A 16,410-nucleotide genomic window follows, 5' to 3' on the forward strand; every position below is an offset into this window, starting at 1 on the left:
TTACTTTATCACGAGTTTTCTAATCGTAAACTCTGAGAGTTTATAAAAATTGGACAATGGGTTTTGACCCCGTTTAGGTACATTTAGATATTACTTCTAAAGGAACTAGAGAATAGAATGTTATCCATTGATGACCCCAAGCTTTTCATAAAAGCCACTGATCCTAAAATTGTACATAGTAGCGCTTCCCTAAAATTCATGGTTCTTCCAATTGCTGCAAAAATGAATGCAGTAGTTAGGACAAAAGAAGAATTATTTGAAGATACCATCCGAGCTTCCTATAGGAAGAATTCATTTTTGTGTGCTGTTAATGCTATGCAGTATGCGTTGTCTCCATTGGGGAAGGCTGATGCAGCGATTGGGCACGATCCCATTTCTCCTGAGCACACATCTCCTGATGGCTATATTTTTCAAGCGGGGAGACAAATTGGCCGATCGGCTCCATTGATGTTTTATATCGCAGATAGAGGGCGTAACGGGTACGAATTTGGATATGGCAACCCACCACCGGGAGCCCAGAGTGCAATCGGAGGGTTGGGACCGATAATCATCAACGAACTTCCGTACGGAGTGGGGAATAAGTGTCCTGTTTCGGCAAATTGCCCGCCAAGTGGTGCAGTATCAGAGGAGCAAAAGAAGGTCATTACGCAAAAGAATAACTTGACCTATTTGGACCAGCAGCAGCGACCCAAGCAGACAGGAAAGACTATTATCGCTACTAGTAAAGCTTCTGGAAAGCTGCTTATTATTGTTCAACCTAATGGTGTTACTGGTCTAAGCTTTGACGAAATTAAAGGTAAACTTATTCGATTAGGGTGCGATAACGCTGTTTTTTTAGATGGTTCAGATTCGTCGATGCTCTTTGCCAATGGCTTCTTTCACGTTCGCCAAGGCCCGAACAAAGACGAGACCAATACTGTAGGTATTTCGTTTACTTTATGAAAAAAATAATTATAAAGATCTTGTTAGTGTTGTTTTTTTTGGTCCCCTCCTGTGGACTCCTATATCTATCGACAGATAGTTTTTTTGTCGTCAGTGGTAGTGATGCAGGAATACCAATATTCTCGGCATCAACTGACTTTAAAGTTGGTAGTGCAATACTCTCTATATTATTACTGGTTTTTGCATTGACACGCCAAGGCTGGAAATATCTCGTTGGTGCTTTGTTGTTATCTACATTACTACTAGGGTTAGCTAGCCATTCAGTTGTACTTAACCATCGGCGTGCCATGCTGGAAGATCAGTGGTTTCTGTATTCTTTTGACGTTATAAAATACGATAAAGTAGAAGGTTTGGGCATAGATTGGGTGATAAAGTCCGTTCCATTAGGATTTAGTATTACTTCAAAGAAAGATGATTCATCGGTATTTATTTTTACCGGCCCCCCTCCATGGAAAACTCCCTTTGAGTCACTTCTAAAGAGAAATTATGATAGAGCTATTGGCTTTCTTGGTTTCATGTGATGTCGCAGCTTTTTAAGACCACTGCATAACTGGCTCGAATTCAGCATAATCTGACCGTTACAACAGTAGGGCGTTGATTGATGTCTTTCTTTCAGACGGGTGCCGAAGGCGGTTGAAGGACAATCAGTTGATGTCCTTGAGCCTACGGATTGACTGGCAGCGGCTATTGCAGGGCGAGTGCGCCTGAAACATGGAATCTGGCGCTAAAAACAGCGCCAGATGATAAGAATCAGAACGCGAGCGTCTTTCTCACAATAAATCTCGGAATATGGGCGATAAACAAGAGTTACGCAGGGGTCTTAGTTTGTGTGTTGTTCTAACGGACAGGTATAAATCTGGCCGGTATCTATAAAAGGGTGCATCTAAAGAATTTGTACTTCGATATTTATAAAGTATCGGCTGCTATTAATGAGAAATTGTTTTCGAAGGTATTCTTAGTGCGCGTCTGTTATCAAAGCTTTGAAATGAACTAAAAGCTACCGATGGTTGCTGCCATGATTAGACGGGTTGCAGCTGTGACTACCACTAAAAATGTCAATCCCATTCCAATCACTCTGAACCGATAGTTCTCTTCTACCTGGCTAACGCCGTAAGCATGGAGTAGCCGACCCAGAAGTAGTGCGATCGCCAATCCATGGATTAGCCCATCTGCTGCACCCTGTACTTCAAGGAAATAGAGTAAGATGATGGCTAACGGTACATACTCTGCAAAATTACTGTGTACTCGGGTTGCGCGCAACAGCAGGGGCTGATCAGAATCCCCTATGGCAACTCTTAAGCGTCGGCGCAACATCAGTGTGCGGATACTGAGAAATATAAATACCAGAGCCGCAAGGCCAGCGTATAACGGAGTGATCAGCATAGGACTATCCCTTGGTTTATGCTTCCAAAGACGGACTTTTTTACCTGTATGTCATACGTCCTCTAAAAACAGGATAAGTTCCGTCTCTGGTGCAGGTAGTCAGGGTTGAACCAGGCAGGCTCCTTAGGTCAATGCGTTCCAGAGGCCAAATAGGCTGATGATTATTAGAACAATTCCCAACACGCGGTAAAACAGAGGTGTTTCTGCTTCAACCATATGCTGATGGAAGCGCATGCCAATCAGGTGCCCCAGGGTGGCACAAGGAAGCAGCCATAGTTGATGGATGAGTTGCAGATCGACTCCAGCAGCAATAAAGGTCGCCATTTTTATGCACACCAGAATAAACCAGAGTACGAACAGAGTATCCCTGAGCTGGTGTTTTGCAACGCGTGTTGCAAATACAGCGACGATTAAAGGGGCACCGATTAAGGATGTACCACTCACGTAACCGCCTAGCATCAGAAAAATAATATCCAGCGCCGGGTGATTGCTTTTAAAGGGTTTATTGAGGGTATAGCCTATCGCGTAAACAAAAACGATGGCGAAAATAATACCGCTCATCAGATTAGCAGGGAGGGTCAGTAAGCCCAGCACCCCTACCAGCTTGGGGATGATCATTATTGCCAACGCTTTTTTAAGATAAGGCCAATCAATGGTTGGCTCGTTGGCGGCAGATGGGCTTTTGTTAGCACTGGGGCGATTGAGACCTACAAACTCTTTGAATTGTGGCCCATAGGTAATCCATAGTGAGAATATAAGCAGGTGAATGGCGATGATTGGCAAAAACACCAAAGGCTCGTTGTGTATCAGGAGCATAAAGGGTAGCGCCAGTACCGCACCACCAAAGCCAAGGCCCGAGCGGACGAAACCACTCCAACTGAAAACCAAACCGATTAATAGATATTGGTACCAGAGAAGATCAGACATAGGAATTACAAGCCAGGGGGTTGGATCGGGCCGAACAACTTACCACAGATGGTAGCGGTCTCGAATAACAACATGAGAAAGTTACTGCTATTGGTAATTTTCAGGCATTCTTGGTTTTCTGATCAGTCGAAGACCTTGCCGGGATTGAGTATTCGATTAGGGTCCAGAGCAAGTTTTATCGTTCGCATCAGTTCTACTCCCTCACCATGCTCTTTCAACAGGTATTCCTTTTTCCCTGAGCCAATACCGTGTTCGCCGGTGCAGGTGCCACCCATCGCTAGCGCCTGTTCAACAACGTAGTTTGATAATCTCTTTGCGTTGTTTTTTTGTTCACTGTTGTTTTCATCAAAAATGATAAGGATATGGTAATTACCATCACCGACATGGCCGACAATCGGGCACTGAAGGCCCAGAGATTCGGCATAGCGTTCAGCATCAAGAATACTGTCTGCCAATCTTGATATAGGAACGCAGACATCAGTAGGAATACTCATGGACCCGGGTTGTAAGCTCATGCCCGCAAAGTAGGCTTGATGCCGTGCTTTCCAGAGCGTATTTCGATCTTCAGTATTTTCTGCCCAGCGGAAGGCAGAACCGCCGTGATGGTCACTGAGCGCCTGAATGGTTCCGATCTGTTCAGCGACCCCCTGTGTACTGCCATGAAACTCAAAAAACAGAGTTGGGGCTTCTTCAAAGGCGCTCAGTTTGGAATACTGAATGCTTGCTTTCATTTGCAAGCTATTCAGTAACTCAATACGGGCAACAGGAATACCTAGCTGAATAGCTTCGATAACCGTATTGACGGCTCCTTCCAGATCTTTGAAGCTGCAGACTGCGGCTTTGGTTAGCTCTGGTATCGGGTGGAGTTTGAGCTGTATTTCGGTGATTATCCCGAGTGTTCCTTCAGAGCCGATCATTAGCTGTGTCAGGCTATAACCTGCTGATGTCTTGCGGGCTCGCGTTCCGGTAGCAATGATACGGCCATCAGCGGTGACGATAGTCAGACCCTTTACGTTCTCTCTCATGGTTCCGTAACGAACGGCATTAGTCCCTGAGGCGCAAGTCGCTGCCATTCCTCCAAGTGAGGCATTGGCGCCAGGGTCTACGGGAAAGAACAGTCCCTGATAACGAAGATCTGTGTTTAATTGCTCTCGAGTAACACCTGCCTGTATCCGGCAATCCATGTCTTCTGCATTGACGCTAAGAATCTGATCCATTTGTGAAAGGTCGATTGAAATACCTCCCTGCAAGGCCAGCAAGTGTCCTTCAACGGATGTGCCGGTACCGTAAGGAATCAGAGGGACCTTATATTCATTGCAGATGCGTGCGATTAAGGCCACTTCGTCGTTATTGCTGGGATAGACCACCGCGTCCGGGGGGATACATCCATGACTATCCTCCCCCTGGCCGTGCTGTACGCGCAGAGCCGTTGCGGTTGATAACCGTTCTCCGAAATGAGGAGCCAAAAACTCAATGACACTAGAAATGTCAGGATTGATGTTACTGGCGTTAATTTTTTTGTTGCTCATGGATCATTTCCGCTATGCCATTCCAGGGCTCGCTGAGAACATAATGGACTTAGTCGCAGGTTCCATAAGTGTAAGATCAAAGCCGCCAGGATAGAAATGATTTGTTAGAATGACTTGTTATTCAAATGAAGAATGATGGGAGGTTCTGTTATGCATGACCGTCGGCTTATTCGCCTTGCCCGGCAGAACCTTAACTTACTGGTTATTTTTGATGCGCTGATGACGTATCGCCATTTATCTCAGACGGCAAAAGTGCTTTGCATAAGCCAGCCAGCGGTGAGTCATGCTCTAAAAAAGTTACGGGAGCATTATTCTGATGAGCTTTTTATCAAGCGGGCAGGAGGTATGCATCCAACACCTTTCGCAGAGAGTATTGCTGATTCAATCAACATGCTTTGTCGCAGCTTGATCTTTCCTTATTTGAGCCGACGGACTTTGATTTTGTAAACAGTACCCGCCGTTTCAGATTAGGAGTCAATGATTACAGTTCACAGATACTGTTGCCAAAACTCATGGGCCACTTACAAAAGATTGCACCAGAAATTCGATTGCAGGTGGTTCACTGCCCTCTTTCAGACAAAGATGATGTTAATGATCGTTTGATTGCTGCTGATCTGGACCTGGCGGTAGCTGTATTTGATCGTATCCCGGTTGTTGAGCAGAATTGCTTTTTATATGAAGATCCGCTGGTCGTGGTCATGGATCGACAGCATCCCTTGTACGACGAGGCCATGACAGTAGAAGCATTTGTCGGTTATCCGCAGATTGCTGTTTCAATGCGAGAAACAGAGCCCCTACTGATTAATGCATTGCTGGCGAGTCTGGGTCTGGAAAGGAAAGTTTACCTGACTACTCCTTATGTGGCGACATTGCCGCAGATTATCCGAGGCTCTCAACTGATGGCTGTGGTGCCCCTTAAAGCTGCAGAACTGATGATGGATCAACCCTGGATGGGGAGCCGATCCTTTCCTTTAAGATTACAACCCTTTTCCGTCAATCTGGTGTGGTCAAAAAACCGTAGTGCCGATGCTGGAATAGCTTGGTTGATCGAACAGGTTAAGGCGTTGGAAGCAGAATCCTAATATTTAATCTGCTGAATACAATTTCAGCGCTGCTGAGGTCATAAGTAAGGTATATTGTTGCCCTTATTCATTCTCAGGAACCTTTGTGGAGTTGTCAGAGGAAGTGACAGGATTTGCCAATGAAACAGTCTCTAGAACGCCGTTATGCGGTTTGCCCTCACGATTGTCCGAGCACTTGCGCTCTGGAGGTGGAAAAACTGGATGATCACCACATCGGTCGAATTCATGGTAGTAAGCACAACAGCTATACAGCTGGTGTAATATGCGCCAAAGTTGCTCGCTATGCTGAGCGGGTTCACCATCCTGACCGACTTGGCCGTCCGCTGAAAAGAGTGGGTGAAAAAGGTATAGGCATCTCTGCTTTTGAACCGATCAGCTGGGAAGAGGCCCTTACTACGATTGTTGATCGATTTCAGTCAATCCAGGCAGAATCTGGCCCCGAGTCCATCTGGCCCTATTTCTATGCGGGGACGATGGGTTGGGTGCAACGGGGATCTGCAAATCGGCTTCGCCATGCAATGGGTTATGCGCGGCAGAAAGAAACCATCTGTGTATCGATCGCGAATGCGGGCTGGCTGGCCGGTGTTGGGGCGAAGCGAGGCGTTGATGCCAGGGAAATTACGGACAGCGAACTCATCGTGGTTTGGGGGGGAAATCCTGTTCATACTCAAATCAATGTGATGACTCAGGTTGCAAAAGCCCGCAAAAAAGGAGCAAAGCTGGTGGTTGTTGATCCTTATCGGACGGCGACTGCACAGCAGGCTGATATCCACCTGATGCCTAAACCAGGCACGGATGGAGCTTTAGCCTGCGGGGTCATGAATGTTCTATTGAAAGAAGGGTTTGTCGATCAGGACTATCTGGACAAATACACGGATTTTGACGCTGAGATTCGTACTCATCTGATGCAGAAAACACCGGCATGGGCAGCTGAAGTTACCGGTATTGATGCTGAGCAGATTGTTACTTTTGCTCGTCTTTATGGACGCAGTCAACGCAGCTACTTACGCATGGGATACGGTATGAGCCGTTCTCGGAACGGGGCTTCAAATATGCATGCAGTAAGTTGTTTACCTGCGCTGACCGGGGCTTGGCAATATCCGGGAGGAGGGGCCCTGTTTGGTCATAGTGAACTCTACAAAGGGCTTGATACTCGAATCTGTCAAGGTCAGGATCAGGGAGAATCCGCTGCCAGAGAGCTGGACATGTCCCGCATTGGTCCGGTATTAACCGGTGATCCAAGGGATCTGGGAGATGGTCCACCCGTTAAAGCACTGTTTATTCAGAATTGTAATCCAATGGCTGTTGCACCTGAATCAGCCAAAGTTCGCCAGGGGTTTATGCGTGATGACCTGTTTACCGTGGTACATGAACAGCAGATGACAGAAACGGCGGCTATGGCAGACATTGTTTTGCCTGCGACGACGTTTCTGGAGCATGACGATATTTACACAGCCAGTGGACACACTCATCTGCAGGTCAGTAAGGCGGTAATCAAGCCCTATAAAGAATGTCGCAGTAATTATGAATTGGTCTGTGAATTGATTCATCGGCTGGGAGGCCGTCATTCGACAACAGGCAAATCAGCTTTTGAAGTGATAGAGCAGGCGCTTGATCATGGTCCCTTGCCGACAGCGGAGAAAATGCATCAGGATCAAGGGGTTGATTGTGCTCTTTGTTTTGAAAAAGCTCATTTTCTAGATGGCTTTGGTCATCCAGATGAACGTTTTCATTTTCGCGCTGACTGGCTGGCACTGGGGCCGTTGGGGGCCGTATTACCGCAGCTGCCAGATCACTGTACTTTGCTGGAGCAGGCTGATCAGCAGCATCCCTTTCGGTTAGTAACAGCTCCTGCCCGGACCTTTCTTAATAGTAGTTTTACTGAAACCCCAGGCTCTCGAAAGAAGGAGCAGAGGCCCAGGGCTATGATTCACCCGGATGATTGTCTGGAGTTGGGGCTTGAGCCTGATTCAATAGTATTGATCGGGAACTCCCGCGGGCAGGTTAGAGTGCATGTCAGGCCTTTTGACGGATTGCAACGAGGTGTAGTGATTGTTGAAGGCGTTTGGCCAAATGCTGATTTTATTGATGGTGTTGGTATTAACGTGCTGGTGAGTGCCGAAGCCGCTGCTCCTAATGGAGGAGCTGTTTTTCATGATACCAAGGTCTGGTTGGAAGCGAGTCATCAGACAGAAGGTGAAGCGCAGAAAGGATCAAGGGAAGAAAGTTAATGGCTGCTAACTTTGGGTTTGATTTGAGATCTTTGGAGGTTTTTGCCCGGGTTGCTGAAACCGGCAATATGACTGCGGCAGCAGAACGCTTGGGTATGACTCAATCATCCATTTCTCAAACTCTTTCCAATCTGGAAAATAATCTCAATACTGAGCTTATGGATCGTTCTGTGCGGCCAATGGAACTCACCACTGCGGGTCGCTTTCTTTATGATCGAAGTATGTCGTTATTGAAAGAAGCGTTGAAAACCAATCAGGCAATCCAGCATGCGGACTTTACCCAACTCCAGCATGTAAAGATTGCCCTGGTTGATTCTATTGCTACGGCTGTTGGTAAAAATCTGATCGAGGCCGTTAAGAAGCGGACCCGAGACTGGTCCGTCAGTACCGGTCTGTCTCACCAGCACGGCCATGCATTATTGTCCAGGAATGCTGATATCATCATATCGGATGATGCTCTGGAAGATTATCCCGGCCTGAGTCGTCGTCTGATCCTTCGAGAGCCATTCATTCTTGCCCTGCCTAACAGCTACAAGGGTAATGTCACGGACCTTCAACGGCTGCAATCGGAACTGGATTTTATTCGCTACAGTGAAAATTCACTGATTGGTCAAACTATTGAGCGTTATCTTCGCCGTATTGAATTGGAGCCTCCACAACGCCTTCAGCTGGATAATTCATTTGCGATTGTTTCATCGGTGTCTTCAGGCATGGGTTGGACCCTGACAACTCCGCTGTGTTTGTTTCAAACCGGTATCAAATTGCATCAGGTTCAGTGTCTTCCGCTACCGGGAAAACCGCTCCATCGTACTATCACATTAGTAGCCAGACGTGATGAATTAGGTGATTTACCGAAAAAAATAGCCAGCGATAGCATTGATATCTTAAGGAACAAGTTTTTATCGGAGATTGGTGTCGAGTTACCCTGGTTGCTTGAGCAAATTGAGGTGGGGGAATAGTGGGTCAGAAAAAGCGTGTTTTAGTTCTGATCCAACAACGGTTCTTCAGCACAGTATCGAGTAATTGCTAATGCCGCCAAAGCCGCACAACCACTGCCTAATATGACATAAACAAGGCTTTGTAGGTTAAGAGTTCCCACGAGTAACAGGGGTACTAGAAATACGCTGCTGGCTAGCCCACCAACGATGGCGGCGTGGCGTATATGCTGAGAGTGAGAAAATAAAAGTACTGTAGTTGCGCCACCGACAGCCATGCTAATCGAGTGGGAAACCATCGCACTGGCGTACCAGAGCTCCTGACGATAGGTTGAAATAAACCCACTACCGCTGCCAGCGTTTCCAATAAAGGAAGCTGCCAGTACAAAAACCAGCTGAAAGCTCAAACTGATAATGACCGTAGTGACAACCCCGGCCAGAATTGTTTTCCAATTCATCCTTAAAGCAACCCCATCTGAAAGTTGTATCTACTCTGATTGCTGCTGCCAGTGACATGTTGACAGCCACTGTATCTGCGAATCATAGAATGCTTTTAATGAAGAGGAATTGACCTGGCCCAAATGAGCGGCAAGAGCTGGCGATGATTATTGGCCAGGGAAACTGAGAACATAATGGACTTATTTGAAGGTTCCCTAAGGGGTGGGCCCGTTCACTTTGGGCTGCTAACAGAAAAAAAAGGGCCGGCTGCTGCCGACCCTGAGAAGGTTCTTTCAACTGAACTACTGAGTCAGGTAGTCTGAATGAACCCAGCCCGTTTTATCGTTTGCTTCAACCTGCCACCAATCTCCTTCTTTGGTGCCCGTGGGATGTACCGTGGCACCTGCCAGAAGTTTGCCTAGTATTACCGAAGAGGTCGAAGGGCCCCTGCGGAAATTGACGGTAGTTGTTGCCTGATATTTACTGTTGATTGCAGAGATGGAGCCTGAAGTAGAGGCTCCCAATTGGCCTATGAGTTTATTATGAGCATCCAGAAAAGCGGCTGTCGTGACTTTTCCGATATCTGTGGTGCCATAATTACCCACCAGGCCCGTTCCCCAGGCAAAGCCAACGTTGGATTTGTTGGCAAGACCCTCAGCAATCGTCTCTTGATGGCCGGTCTGTACATTTATCACCGATAACGCCACTTGGGCACTAGCGCTCCCAAAGGTGTTTCGCGTGTCGGTAATAGTGGGAGTGATGATGTAGTCAGCAGCCGTTTTTTGACTGTTGGTTTGTGTTGCAGAGGCCGGGCTGCGATCAACAATGCTAAAGCATCGGCTTTGCTCTATAAATCGCTTTACCAGAGGGACTGGGCTGGTAAGTTGATACTGGGAGTCAGAGCTGTTCTCTGCGTCCAGTAAAGCCGCAGTTCCTACCGGTTTTTCACAAAGAACTAATTCCTGAGGTTCTCCCTGTATGCCTGCAACTTCACCAGAGCCGTTAGCTACTGCTGATTCTCCTCCTGGTTTTGTTTCATTGGAAATACATCCGCCGAGTAACAGCAATGCGCCAATAACAGCACCACTGACGATGTTCTTTTGTGCGCTTATCATTATCGTCCTTCTAATCTTTGTGAAGCACAGAGAACATCGCGGACTTATTTGCCGGTCTGGTATCTGTGCACTATTTATTATCCGGGTAAAGCGAGGGGCTGGAGACCTGCATACGAAAACAGGCGACCAATTATTCTCATCGTTTGTTGAAAGCAATGGCTGACTATTCCAACCTGAAAAACAATGGATCGCAGAATGTGGCGGTCAATTGCCCCAATTTACCTAGTAAATGAAGTTTCACAATGACTATCCTAAAATTGCGCTTTGGTTGTCAATGGTTTTCTAATTTAAGAAGGTTCTTTATGTGAGTTTTTATTCAAAAAGTGAGGACTGGATATTCCAGTCCTTGTTTAAGGTGGCGTGATCACAAAGTTTAAAAAAAAGAAAGGCTTTGCTGTCATCGAGGGATTGTCACCATTGGGGGCGTTTGTTATTAAGGACTATTGCGTTGAAGTATGCCTGCCTGCAAAAAAATTCACGATCCACTGAATCATAAGTCTGTCATCTACGTCCGCCTGCAATGAGGTCATTCCTTCCCTGATTCTGCTGGCGCTTATTCGATCTCGACGCCGATCCATCAAGGCAGCTGAGTAAGATCGACTGAACTCTGGATGGCCCTGAACCCCCAGCAAATGGTCTGCTATCTGTACCATATAGTTAGGGCAGAACTGGCTAGAGGCCAGAATTTCTGCATTGTCTGGAAGTTCTATAACCTGATCCTGATGACTAACCACCAGATCCATGCCTGGTTGAAATGGTTCCATCCAGTCACGGCGATCAGTGATGTGATTAAACGAGACTCCCACCCCCCATCCTCTGGGAGATTTTTCTACCCGTCCTCCCAAGGCTTTTGCCAGCAGTTGATGGCCAAAGCAAATCCCCACAAATTTTATCTCCTGCTGATCTATTTCGCGGACAAAATCCACCAGTTGGTCAATCCAGGGAAAGCCGTCATTTACGCCATAACGGCTGCCTGTGGTGATATAGCCGTCACATTCATCAGCTGATAAAGGGAATTCACCATGAAGCACCGGATAAACAACATATTCCCAATCCGGTGCGGCCTCCCCCAATAACCGGATGAATGTCGATGGGTAATCACCGAATTCCGGCTGCAGTTCTTCCTGAACATGGTCACACTGGAGAATGCCAATTTTCATAAATACCTCTCTAGGGTCTTACAATGAGCCGTTGACAGCGTTGTGGAAAATTGATCCATACTGTTCTGCACTGAAAGCAATGGGGTTGCCTCCAGCTGAAGGATCAACGACAGCCATAGCGGCAATTTCATCTGCTTGATCGGCGTTGATTCCGATCTCAGCTAAACTGTGAGGAATATTTAACTGTCTGCGTAGCTCCAAAATCCAGGACAGCACGCCATCGAAAGTTGGTTGCTCAAGACCCAGATAGCGGCCCAGGCGGTGCATCCGCTCCTCAACCTGTTCCCTATTGGCTTTCAATACGTAGGGCATCAGTATGGCATTAAGAAGACCATGGTGGGCGTTATAGACGGCACCCAGAGGGTGAGCCAGCGCATGCATGCCACCGAGGCCTTTCTGGAAGGCTGTTGCGCCCATGCTGGAAGCGCTGAGCATCTGCATACGGGCATCAAGATCATTACCATTCTCGACAGCTTGAAGCAGGTGTTGATGTACCAATCGAATTCCTTCCATGGCGATGCCTTCCGCCATCGGGTGGTAGCCAGGTGCACATAAAGCTTCAAGATTGTGAGACAGGGCATCCATACCGGTTGCCGCTGTTATATGGGCAGGAAGACCCACTGTTAATGCGGGGTCGAGAATGACCAGTCCAGGGAGCATTTTTGGATGGAATATTATTTTCTTAACATGATTGGCGGCATCGGTAATTACGGAGGCGCGTCCCACTTCTGAGCCGGTTCCGGCTGTGGTCGGAACAGCAATGACAGGAGCGACACCTGACTCGATCACACGGGTCCAGTTGTCACCAATATCTTCAAAATCCCAGATAGGCCGTGTCTGGCCAGACATCAGTGCTACGGCTTTGCCAGCATCCAGCGCGGAGCCACCACCAAAGGCAATTACGCCATCGTGACTCCCCTGACGAAATGCAGCAACCCCTGCCTCTACGTGCTCACTGGTCGGATTACCCTGAATAGCTGAAAACAGACCGGCCTTCAGCCCTTCGTCTGCACAAAGATCTAACGCTGCTTTAATCATTGGCAGAGCGGCCAGCCCGGGATCGGTAACAAGCAGGGGCGCTTTTATGCCCAGTTCTTTGCAAGCAGCGGGCAATTCACTGATACGGCCTGCCCCTGCCCGAATGCTGTTTGGATAGTTCCAGTTTGAGGTTAGTTGGCTCATGTTGTTTCTCTCTGAAGCACTATTTTGTCTTTCGTCTGAGTGTTTTTGCTCAATAGTTTCATCAGACGAACGGCGCTGTTAAAGTTCAGTACGTATATGGAAAGACTTGGGACGGGTCAGAGATTCGAATCCGAGTGCTGACAGAGTGCAGCCTCTTCCCGAATTCTTGACTCCAGTCCAAGCCAAAGCAGGATCCAGATAGTCACAGCGATTAACGAAGAATGTCCCCGTTTCCAACTGCTCACCCAAAGAGACTGCAGCATCAATATCCCGGGTAAATACCGAGGCTGTCAGCCCAAATTCGCTGTCATTCATCAGTTTGATAGCTTCTTCATCAGAGCTGACTTTTTGGATACCGACTACCGGACCAAAGCTTTCTTCAGTCATTACGCGCATGCTGTGGTTAACGTTACTGAGCAGTTGTGGGGCCAGATAAGCGGTGTCAGGTTTATTCTGTGGGAAGTCTGAGGGGTCAATATGGGCAATGGCGCCCTGCTCAATCGCTTCTGTAACCTGATTACGAACGAAGTCCGCAGCAGAGCTTCGAACCAGTGGCCCAAGGGTTGTTTCGGGATCATCTGAGCGGCCCAGTTTATACTGCTTAACCAGAGTGATCGCTTTCTCTAAAAAAGCATCGTGAATTGATTCATCCACATAAATACGCTCAATGCCGCAACAGGATTGGCCTGAATTGAAGAATGCGCCATCAATACAGGTTTCTACCGCATGGTCCAAATCTGCATCAGCCCGCACATAAGCAGGATCTTTGCCCCCTAATTCGAGACCAACACCGATAAAGCGCCCCGCTGCAGCACGTTCCACCATGGCTCCACCAGGTACTGAACCGGTAAAGGCTACGTAGTTAATTTCCGGGGATTGAATCAACTGCTCGGTATCGTCATGGGTTAAATGCAGATACTGAAATACCCCCTCAGGTAAACCGGCTTTTGTAAAGGCTTCAGCGAAGCGCTCTGCACATAAAGGGGTTTGGGCCGAGTGCTTCAATACCACGGTATTACCGGCCAGGATGGCAGGAACAAGCGCATTAACTGCGGTCAGGTAGGGATAATTCCAAGGAGCGATAATGAAGGCCACTCCTAATGGTTCACGTTTTATGTAGCGGGAAAATCCTGGCTTTTCAGCAACTTGTACAGGTTTTAGTGCTTCTTCTGCTGCTTCAATCATAAAGCGAGCCCGTTCCTCGACACCAGCAACCTCCCCTGCGGCATAGCGAATAGGGCGCCCCATTTGCCAACACAGCTCTTCGGCAATCGCATCGGAATTAGCGACAAATGCATCTATTGCGCGACTGCAAAGCGCCGCCCGTTCCGACAGAGGTGTTTGGCTCCAAGTCTGCTGCGCCTGGCTGGCACGTTCCAGAGTCTGCCGTATGCTTTCTTTAGTTGCATAGGGGCGTTCAACATAGACAGAGTTATCAATAGGGCTGACGGTTTTTTGTACTTCGGACATATCAGGTTCTCTTTTCAAGGTGCCGAGACTCACAGGGTTCCTGCACTGCCTCACAGTCTTGAATTACTTGTTTTGTAACTTAAACAGCTCGACAGCAATCGGTTCTGACGGTGATCAGATTGCTTCAGGGCTGCTAAATAATTTCAAAGTAGCGATTCATCTCCCAGTCAGAGATGTGTTTGCGAAATTCTCGTTCTTCCCATTCTCTGGATGCTGCATAGTGTTCAACAAAGGGATCTCCGAACATTGTTCGAGCGGCTTCAGAGGATTTTAGACGTTGGGCAGCATCCCAAAGAGTACGAGGTAAGGCCAGTTCTTCCGGGTGACACTGATCGTAAGCGTTACCTTTAATCTGGGCTTCAGGTTCCCATTCCTGCATGATTCCATAAATCCCTGCTGCCAACGCCGCAGCAAGGGCCAGGTACGGATTGGCATCTGCAGAACCGAGGCGATATTCAACGCGTTGTGATTTTTCACTTCCTGGAATAACCCTTAGAGCGGTAGTTCGATTTTCCACTCCCCAGGTGGCGTCCGTTGGCGCCCAGAACCCTGGGATCAGACGAGTATAACTATTGACAGTCGGAGCGATCATACACAGAAATTCTGGCATCAGGCGCTGTTGGCCTGCGAGGAAATGACGCTGAATCTTACTGATGTTGTGTTTTTGGCTAGGGTCGTAAAAAGATGAACCGGAACCGTCACTATTGCGCAGAGATATATGAATATGGCCGCTTTGTCCCGGATAATCAGCAGACCACTTGGCCATAAATGTAGCCATCATGTCATTACGCTGGGCTAAGACTTTCATAAAGGTTTTAAACAGCGCTCCTTTGTCCGCTGCATTCACCGCACTATCGACTGTAATGGCAGCTTCAAGTACGCCTGGACCGGTTTCCGTGTGTAAACCTTCAATGGGGAAGTCCATGGTTTCCGACATGGCTAGAATCTGTTGGTAAAGCTCGGCATGGACGGAGTTTCGGAGCATGGAGTAGCCAAACCAGTCCGGGGTGATCGGCTCCAGATCCTTATAGCCTTTTTCTCGAATACTCTTGGGCGTTTCATTAAACATAAAGAACTCATACTCAAGGGCTGCAAAGGCATCGAAGCCCAGTTCTTTTGCTTTATCAACGACTTTTCGGAGTGTGCCCCGAGGGCAGAGTGATTCAGCTGGTCCTTCGAATTCGCCCATAAACAGCAGCATGCCATCTTCAAAGGGGATTTCCCGACAGCTTTCAGGTAGCACCCGTACTGGTGCATCAGGGAAGCCTGTGTGCCAGCCGGTATAGCTGACATTATCATAGAGCTGATCTTTAGAATCCCATCCCAAAACTACGTCACAGAAAGCAAAGCCGTTTTCCAGAGAGGAAAAAAACTTGGCTTTACTCATATATTTTCCGCGCATAATGCCATCATTATCAAAAACGCCGACTTTAACGTGGGTCAGGCCGCGTTCTTCAACAATGGCTTTGGCGTCTTCAATGGATTTGACGTCTCTTGGATTTAACATGATCCATCCTCAAATGCTGTTCGTTGACTCTTTTTGTTTTGCTGTCTGTGATTAGCATGGCAGCTGGCCCTGTTAGTTCCAAGCCGAGCTGGCCAGGTTTTAACTGGGTTATTGTTCTAAGCTCTGGCTCTCTTCATTGATCTTTAGATGCCCAGGAAAAGATCTATGGCCGCAGAGTGTGAACCTCTGTCTGTCATCTATAAAAAGGCTCAGCATTCTTCTCTTTCGGCTGGAGCTTTGTTGCTCTATTGCCTATGAAATCGTAAAAATTAAGTTCTGAAAAATGATCTATGAATTTTATTGGAATTCGCCTGCCAAGGATATTCATCAACTTTTATACCCTGGCAGAATTAATACTAGGGGGGGTGAAAAATCCCTGCAAACACAATCAGTTCCAGCGAAGCCCTAGTATTAGAAATGCTAATACTAGGGCTTAAAACCGATATTTATCCGCGACACTCTGTTGGGAAAAAACAATTTCTGCTTATCTCTAAGGTTGCTCTGTAACT

At 47.4% G+C, this 16,410-nt stretch carries 15 protein-coding genes; 6 read left to right on the top strand and 9 right to left on the bottom strand.

From position 1 onward, the window contains the following. The first annotated feature begins 117 nt into the window (after positions 1–117). A complete protein-coding gene (locus BGP75_RS03705; protein WP_076715270.1) occupies positions 118–942 on the top strand; it encodes a phosphodiester glycosidase family protein in 825 nt (274 codons plus the stop codon). After that, positions 939–1,463, top strand: a complete 525-nt coding sequence (locus tag BGP75_RS03710) for a hypothetical protein (protein ID WP_076715273.1) — start codon at positions 939–941, stop codon at positions 1,461–1,463. Before BGP75_RS03705 ends, BGP75_RS03710 begins: the two co-directional genes overlap by 4 nt. A 469-nt stretch (positions 1,464–1,932) precedes the next feature. Here the strand turns inward: BGP75_RS03710 and BGP75_RS03715 are convergent, their stop codons facing one another. The 3 genes from BGP75_RS03715 to BGP75_RS03725 form a co-directional block, all read right to left on the bottom strand. Further along, positions 1,933–2,325, bottom strand: a complete 393-nt coding sequence (locus BGP75_RS03715; protein WP_076715275.1) for an MAPEG family protein — start codon at positions 2,323–2,325, stop codon at positions 1,933–1,935. Positions 2,326–2,448: 123 nt separating this feature from the next. Continuing rightward, positions 2,449–3,252: a TSUP family transporter gene (locus BGP75_RS03720; RefSeq protein WP_076715278.1), complete on the bottom strand. Its 804-nt coding sequence runs from the start codon at positions 3,250–3,252 to the stop codon at positions 2,449–2,451. Between the two features lie 122 nt (positions 3,253–3,374). Next, on the bottom strand, positions 3,375–4,781 hold the full coding sequence (locus tag BGP75_RS03725) for an FAD-binding oxidoreductase (RefSeq protein ID WP_076715281.1): 1,407 nt from the start codon (positions 4,779–4,781) through the stop codon (positions 3,375–3,377). A 150-nt stretch (positions 4,782–4,931) separates the two neighbouring features. Between BGP75_RS03725 and BGP75_RS26600 the strand changes: the two genes are divergently transcribed. The 4 genes from BGP75_RS26600 to BGP75_RS03745 all read left to right on the top strand — a co-directional run bounded on the left by BGP75_RS26600 (position 4,932) and on the right by BGP75_RS03745 (position 9,053). Next, on the top strand, positions 4,932–5,228 hold the full coding sequence (locus BGP75_RS26600) for a LysR family transcriptional regulator (RefSeq protein WP_158070058.1): 297 nt from the start codon (positions 4,932–4,934) through the stop codon (positions 5,226–5,228). After that, complete coding sequence (locus tag BGP75_RS03735) at positions 5,177–5,863, top strand: LysR substrate-binding domain-containing protein (protein WP_076715284.1); 687 nt, start codon at positions 5,177–5,179, stop codon at positions 5,861–5,863. Before BGP75_RS26600 ends, BGP75_RS03735 begins: the two co-directional genes overlap by 52 nt. Before the next feature lie 119 nt (positions 5,864–5,982). Further along, positions 5,983–8,094, top strand: a complete 2,112-nt coding sequence (locus BGP75_RS03740; protein ID WP_076715287.1) for a molybdopterin oxidoreductase family protein — start codon at positions 5,983–5,985, stop codon at positions 8,092–8,094. Further along, positions 8,094–9,053 (top strand): LysR family transcriptional regulator, encoded by a 960-nt coding sequence (locus tag BGP75_RS03745; protein ID WP_076715290.1) that lies wholly within the window; start codon positions 8,094–8,096, stop codon positions 9,051–9,053. Before BGP75_RS03740 ends, BGP75_RS03745 begins: the two co-directional genes overlap by 1 nt. A 20-nt stretch (positions 9,054–9,073) precedes the next feature. Here the strand turns inward: BGP75_RS03745 and BGP75_RS03750 are convergent, their stop codons facing one another. The 6 genes from BGP75_RS03750 to BGP75_RS03775 all read right to left on the bottom strand — a co-directional run bounded on the left by BGP75_RS03750 (position 9,074) and on the right by BGP75_RS03775 (position 15,901). Next, positions 9,074–9,487, bottom strand: coding sequence for a hypothetical protein (locus tag BGP75_RS03750; protein WP_076715293.1), 414 nt, complete (start codon positions 9,485–9,487; stop codon positions 9,074–9,076). Between the two features lie 282 nt (positions 9,488–9,769). Further along, a complete protein-coding gene (locus BGP75_RS03755) occupies positions 9,770–10,582 on the bottom strand; it encodes an SH3 domain-containing protein (protein WP_076715296.1) in 813 nt (270 codons plus the stop codon). Positions 10,583–11,022: 440 nt separating this feature from the next. Further along, positions 11,023–11,742: a glutamine amidotransferase-related protein gene (locus BGP75_RS03760; protein WP_076715299.1), complete on the bottom strand. Its 720-nt coding sequence runs from the start codon at positions 11,740–11,742 to the stop codon at positions 11,023–11,025. Positions 11,743–11,760: 18 nt separating this feature from the next. Further along, the gene (locus tag BGP75_RS03765; protein WP_076715302.1) at positions 11,761–12,924 is read right to left on the bottom strand and encodes an iron-containing alcohol dehydrogenase; all 1,164 of its coding nucleotides are present in this window, start codon (positions 12,922–12,924) and stop codon (positions 11,761–11,763) included. 78 nt (positions 12,925–13,002) lie between these two features. Next, the gene (locus tag BGP75_RS03770) at positions 13,003–14,394 is read right to left on the bottom strand and encodes an aldehyde dehydrogenase family protein (protein WP_076715728.1); all 1,392 of its coding nucleotides are present in this window, start codon (positions 14,392–14,394) and stop codon (positions 13,003–13,005) included. A gap of 133 nt (positions 14,395–14,527) precedes the next feature. After that, the gene (locus tag BGP75_RS03775) at positions 14,528–15,901 is read right to left on the bottom strand and encodes a glutamine synthetase family protein (RefSeq protein ID WP_076715305.1); all 1,374 of its coding nucleotides are present in this window, start codon (positions 15,899–15,901) and stop codon (positions 14,528–14,530) included. Positions 15,902–16,410: the final 509 nt, after the last annotated feature.

This window comes from Motiliproteus sp. MSK22-1, from assembly GCF_001968815.1.
In the GTDB taxonomy this organism is placed as follows: domain Bacteria; phylum Pseudomonadota; class Gammaproteobacteria; order Pseudomonadales; family Balneatricaceae; genus Motiliproteus.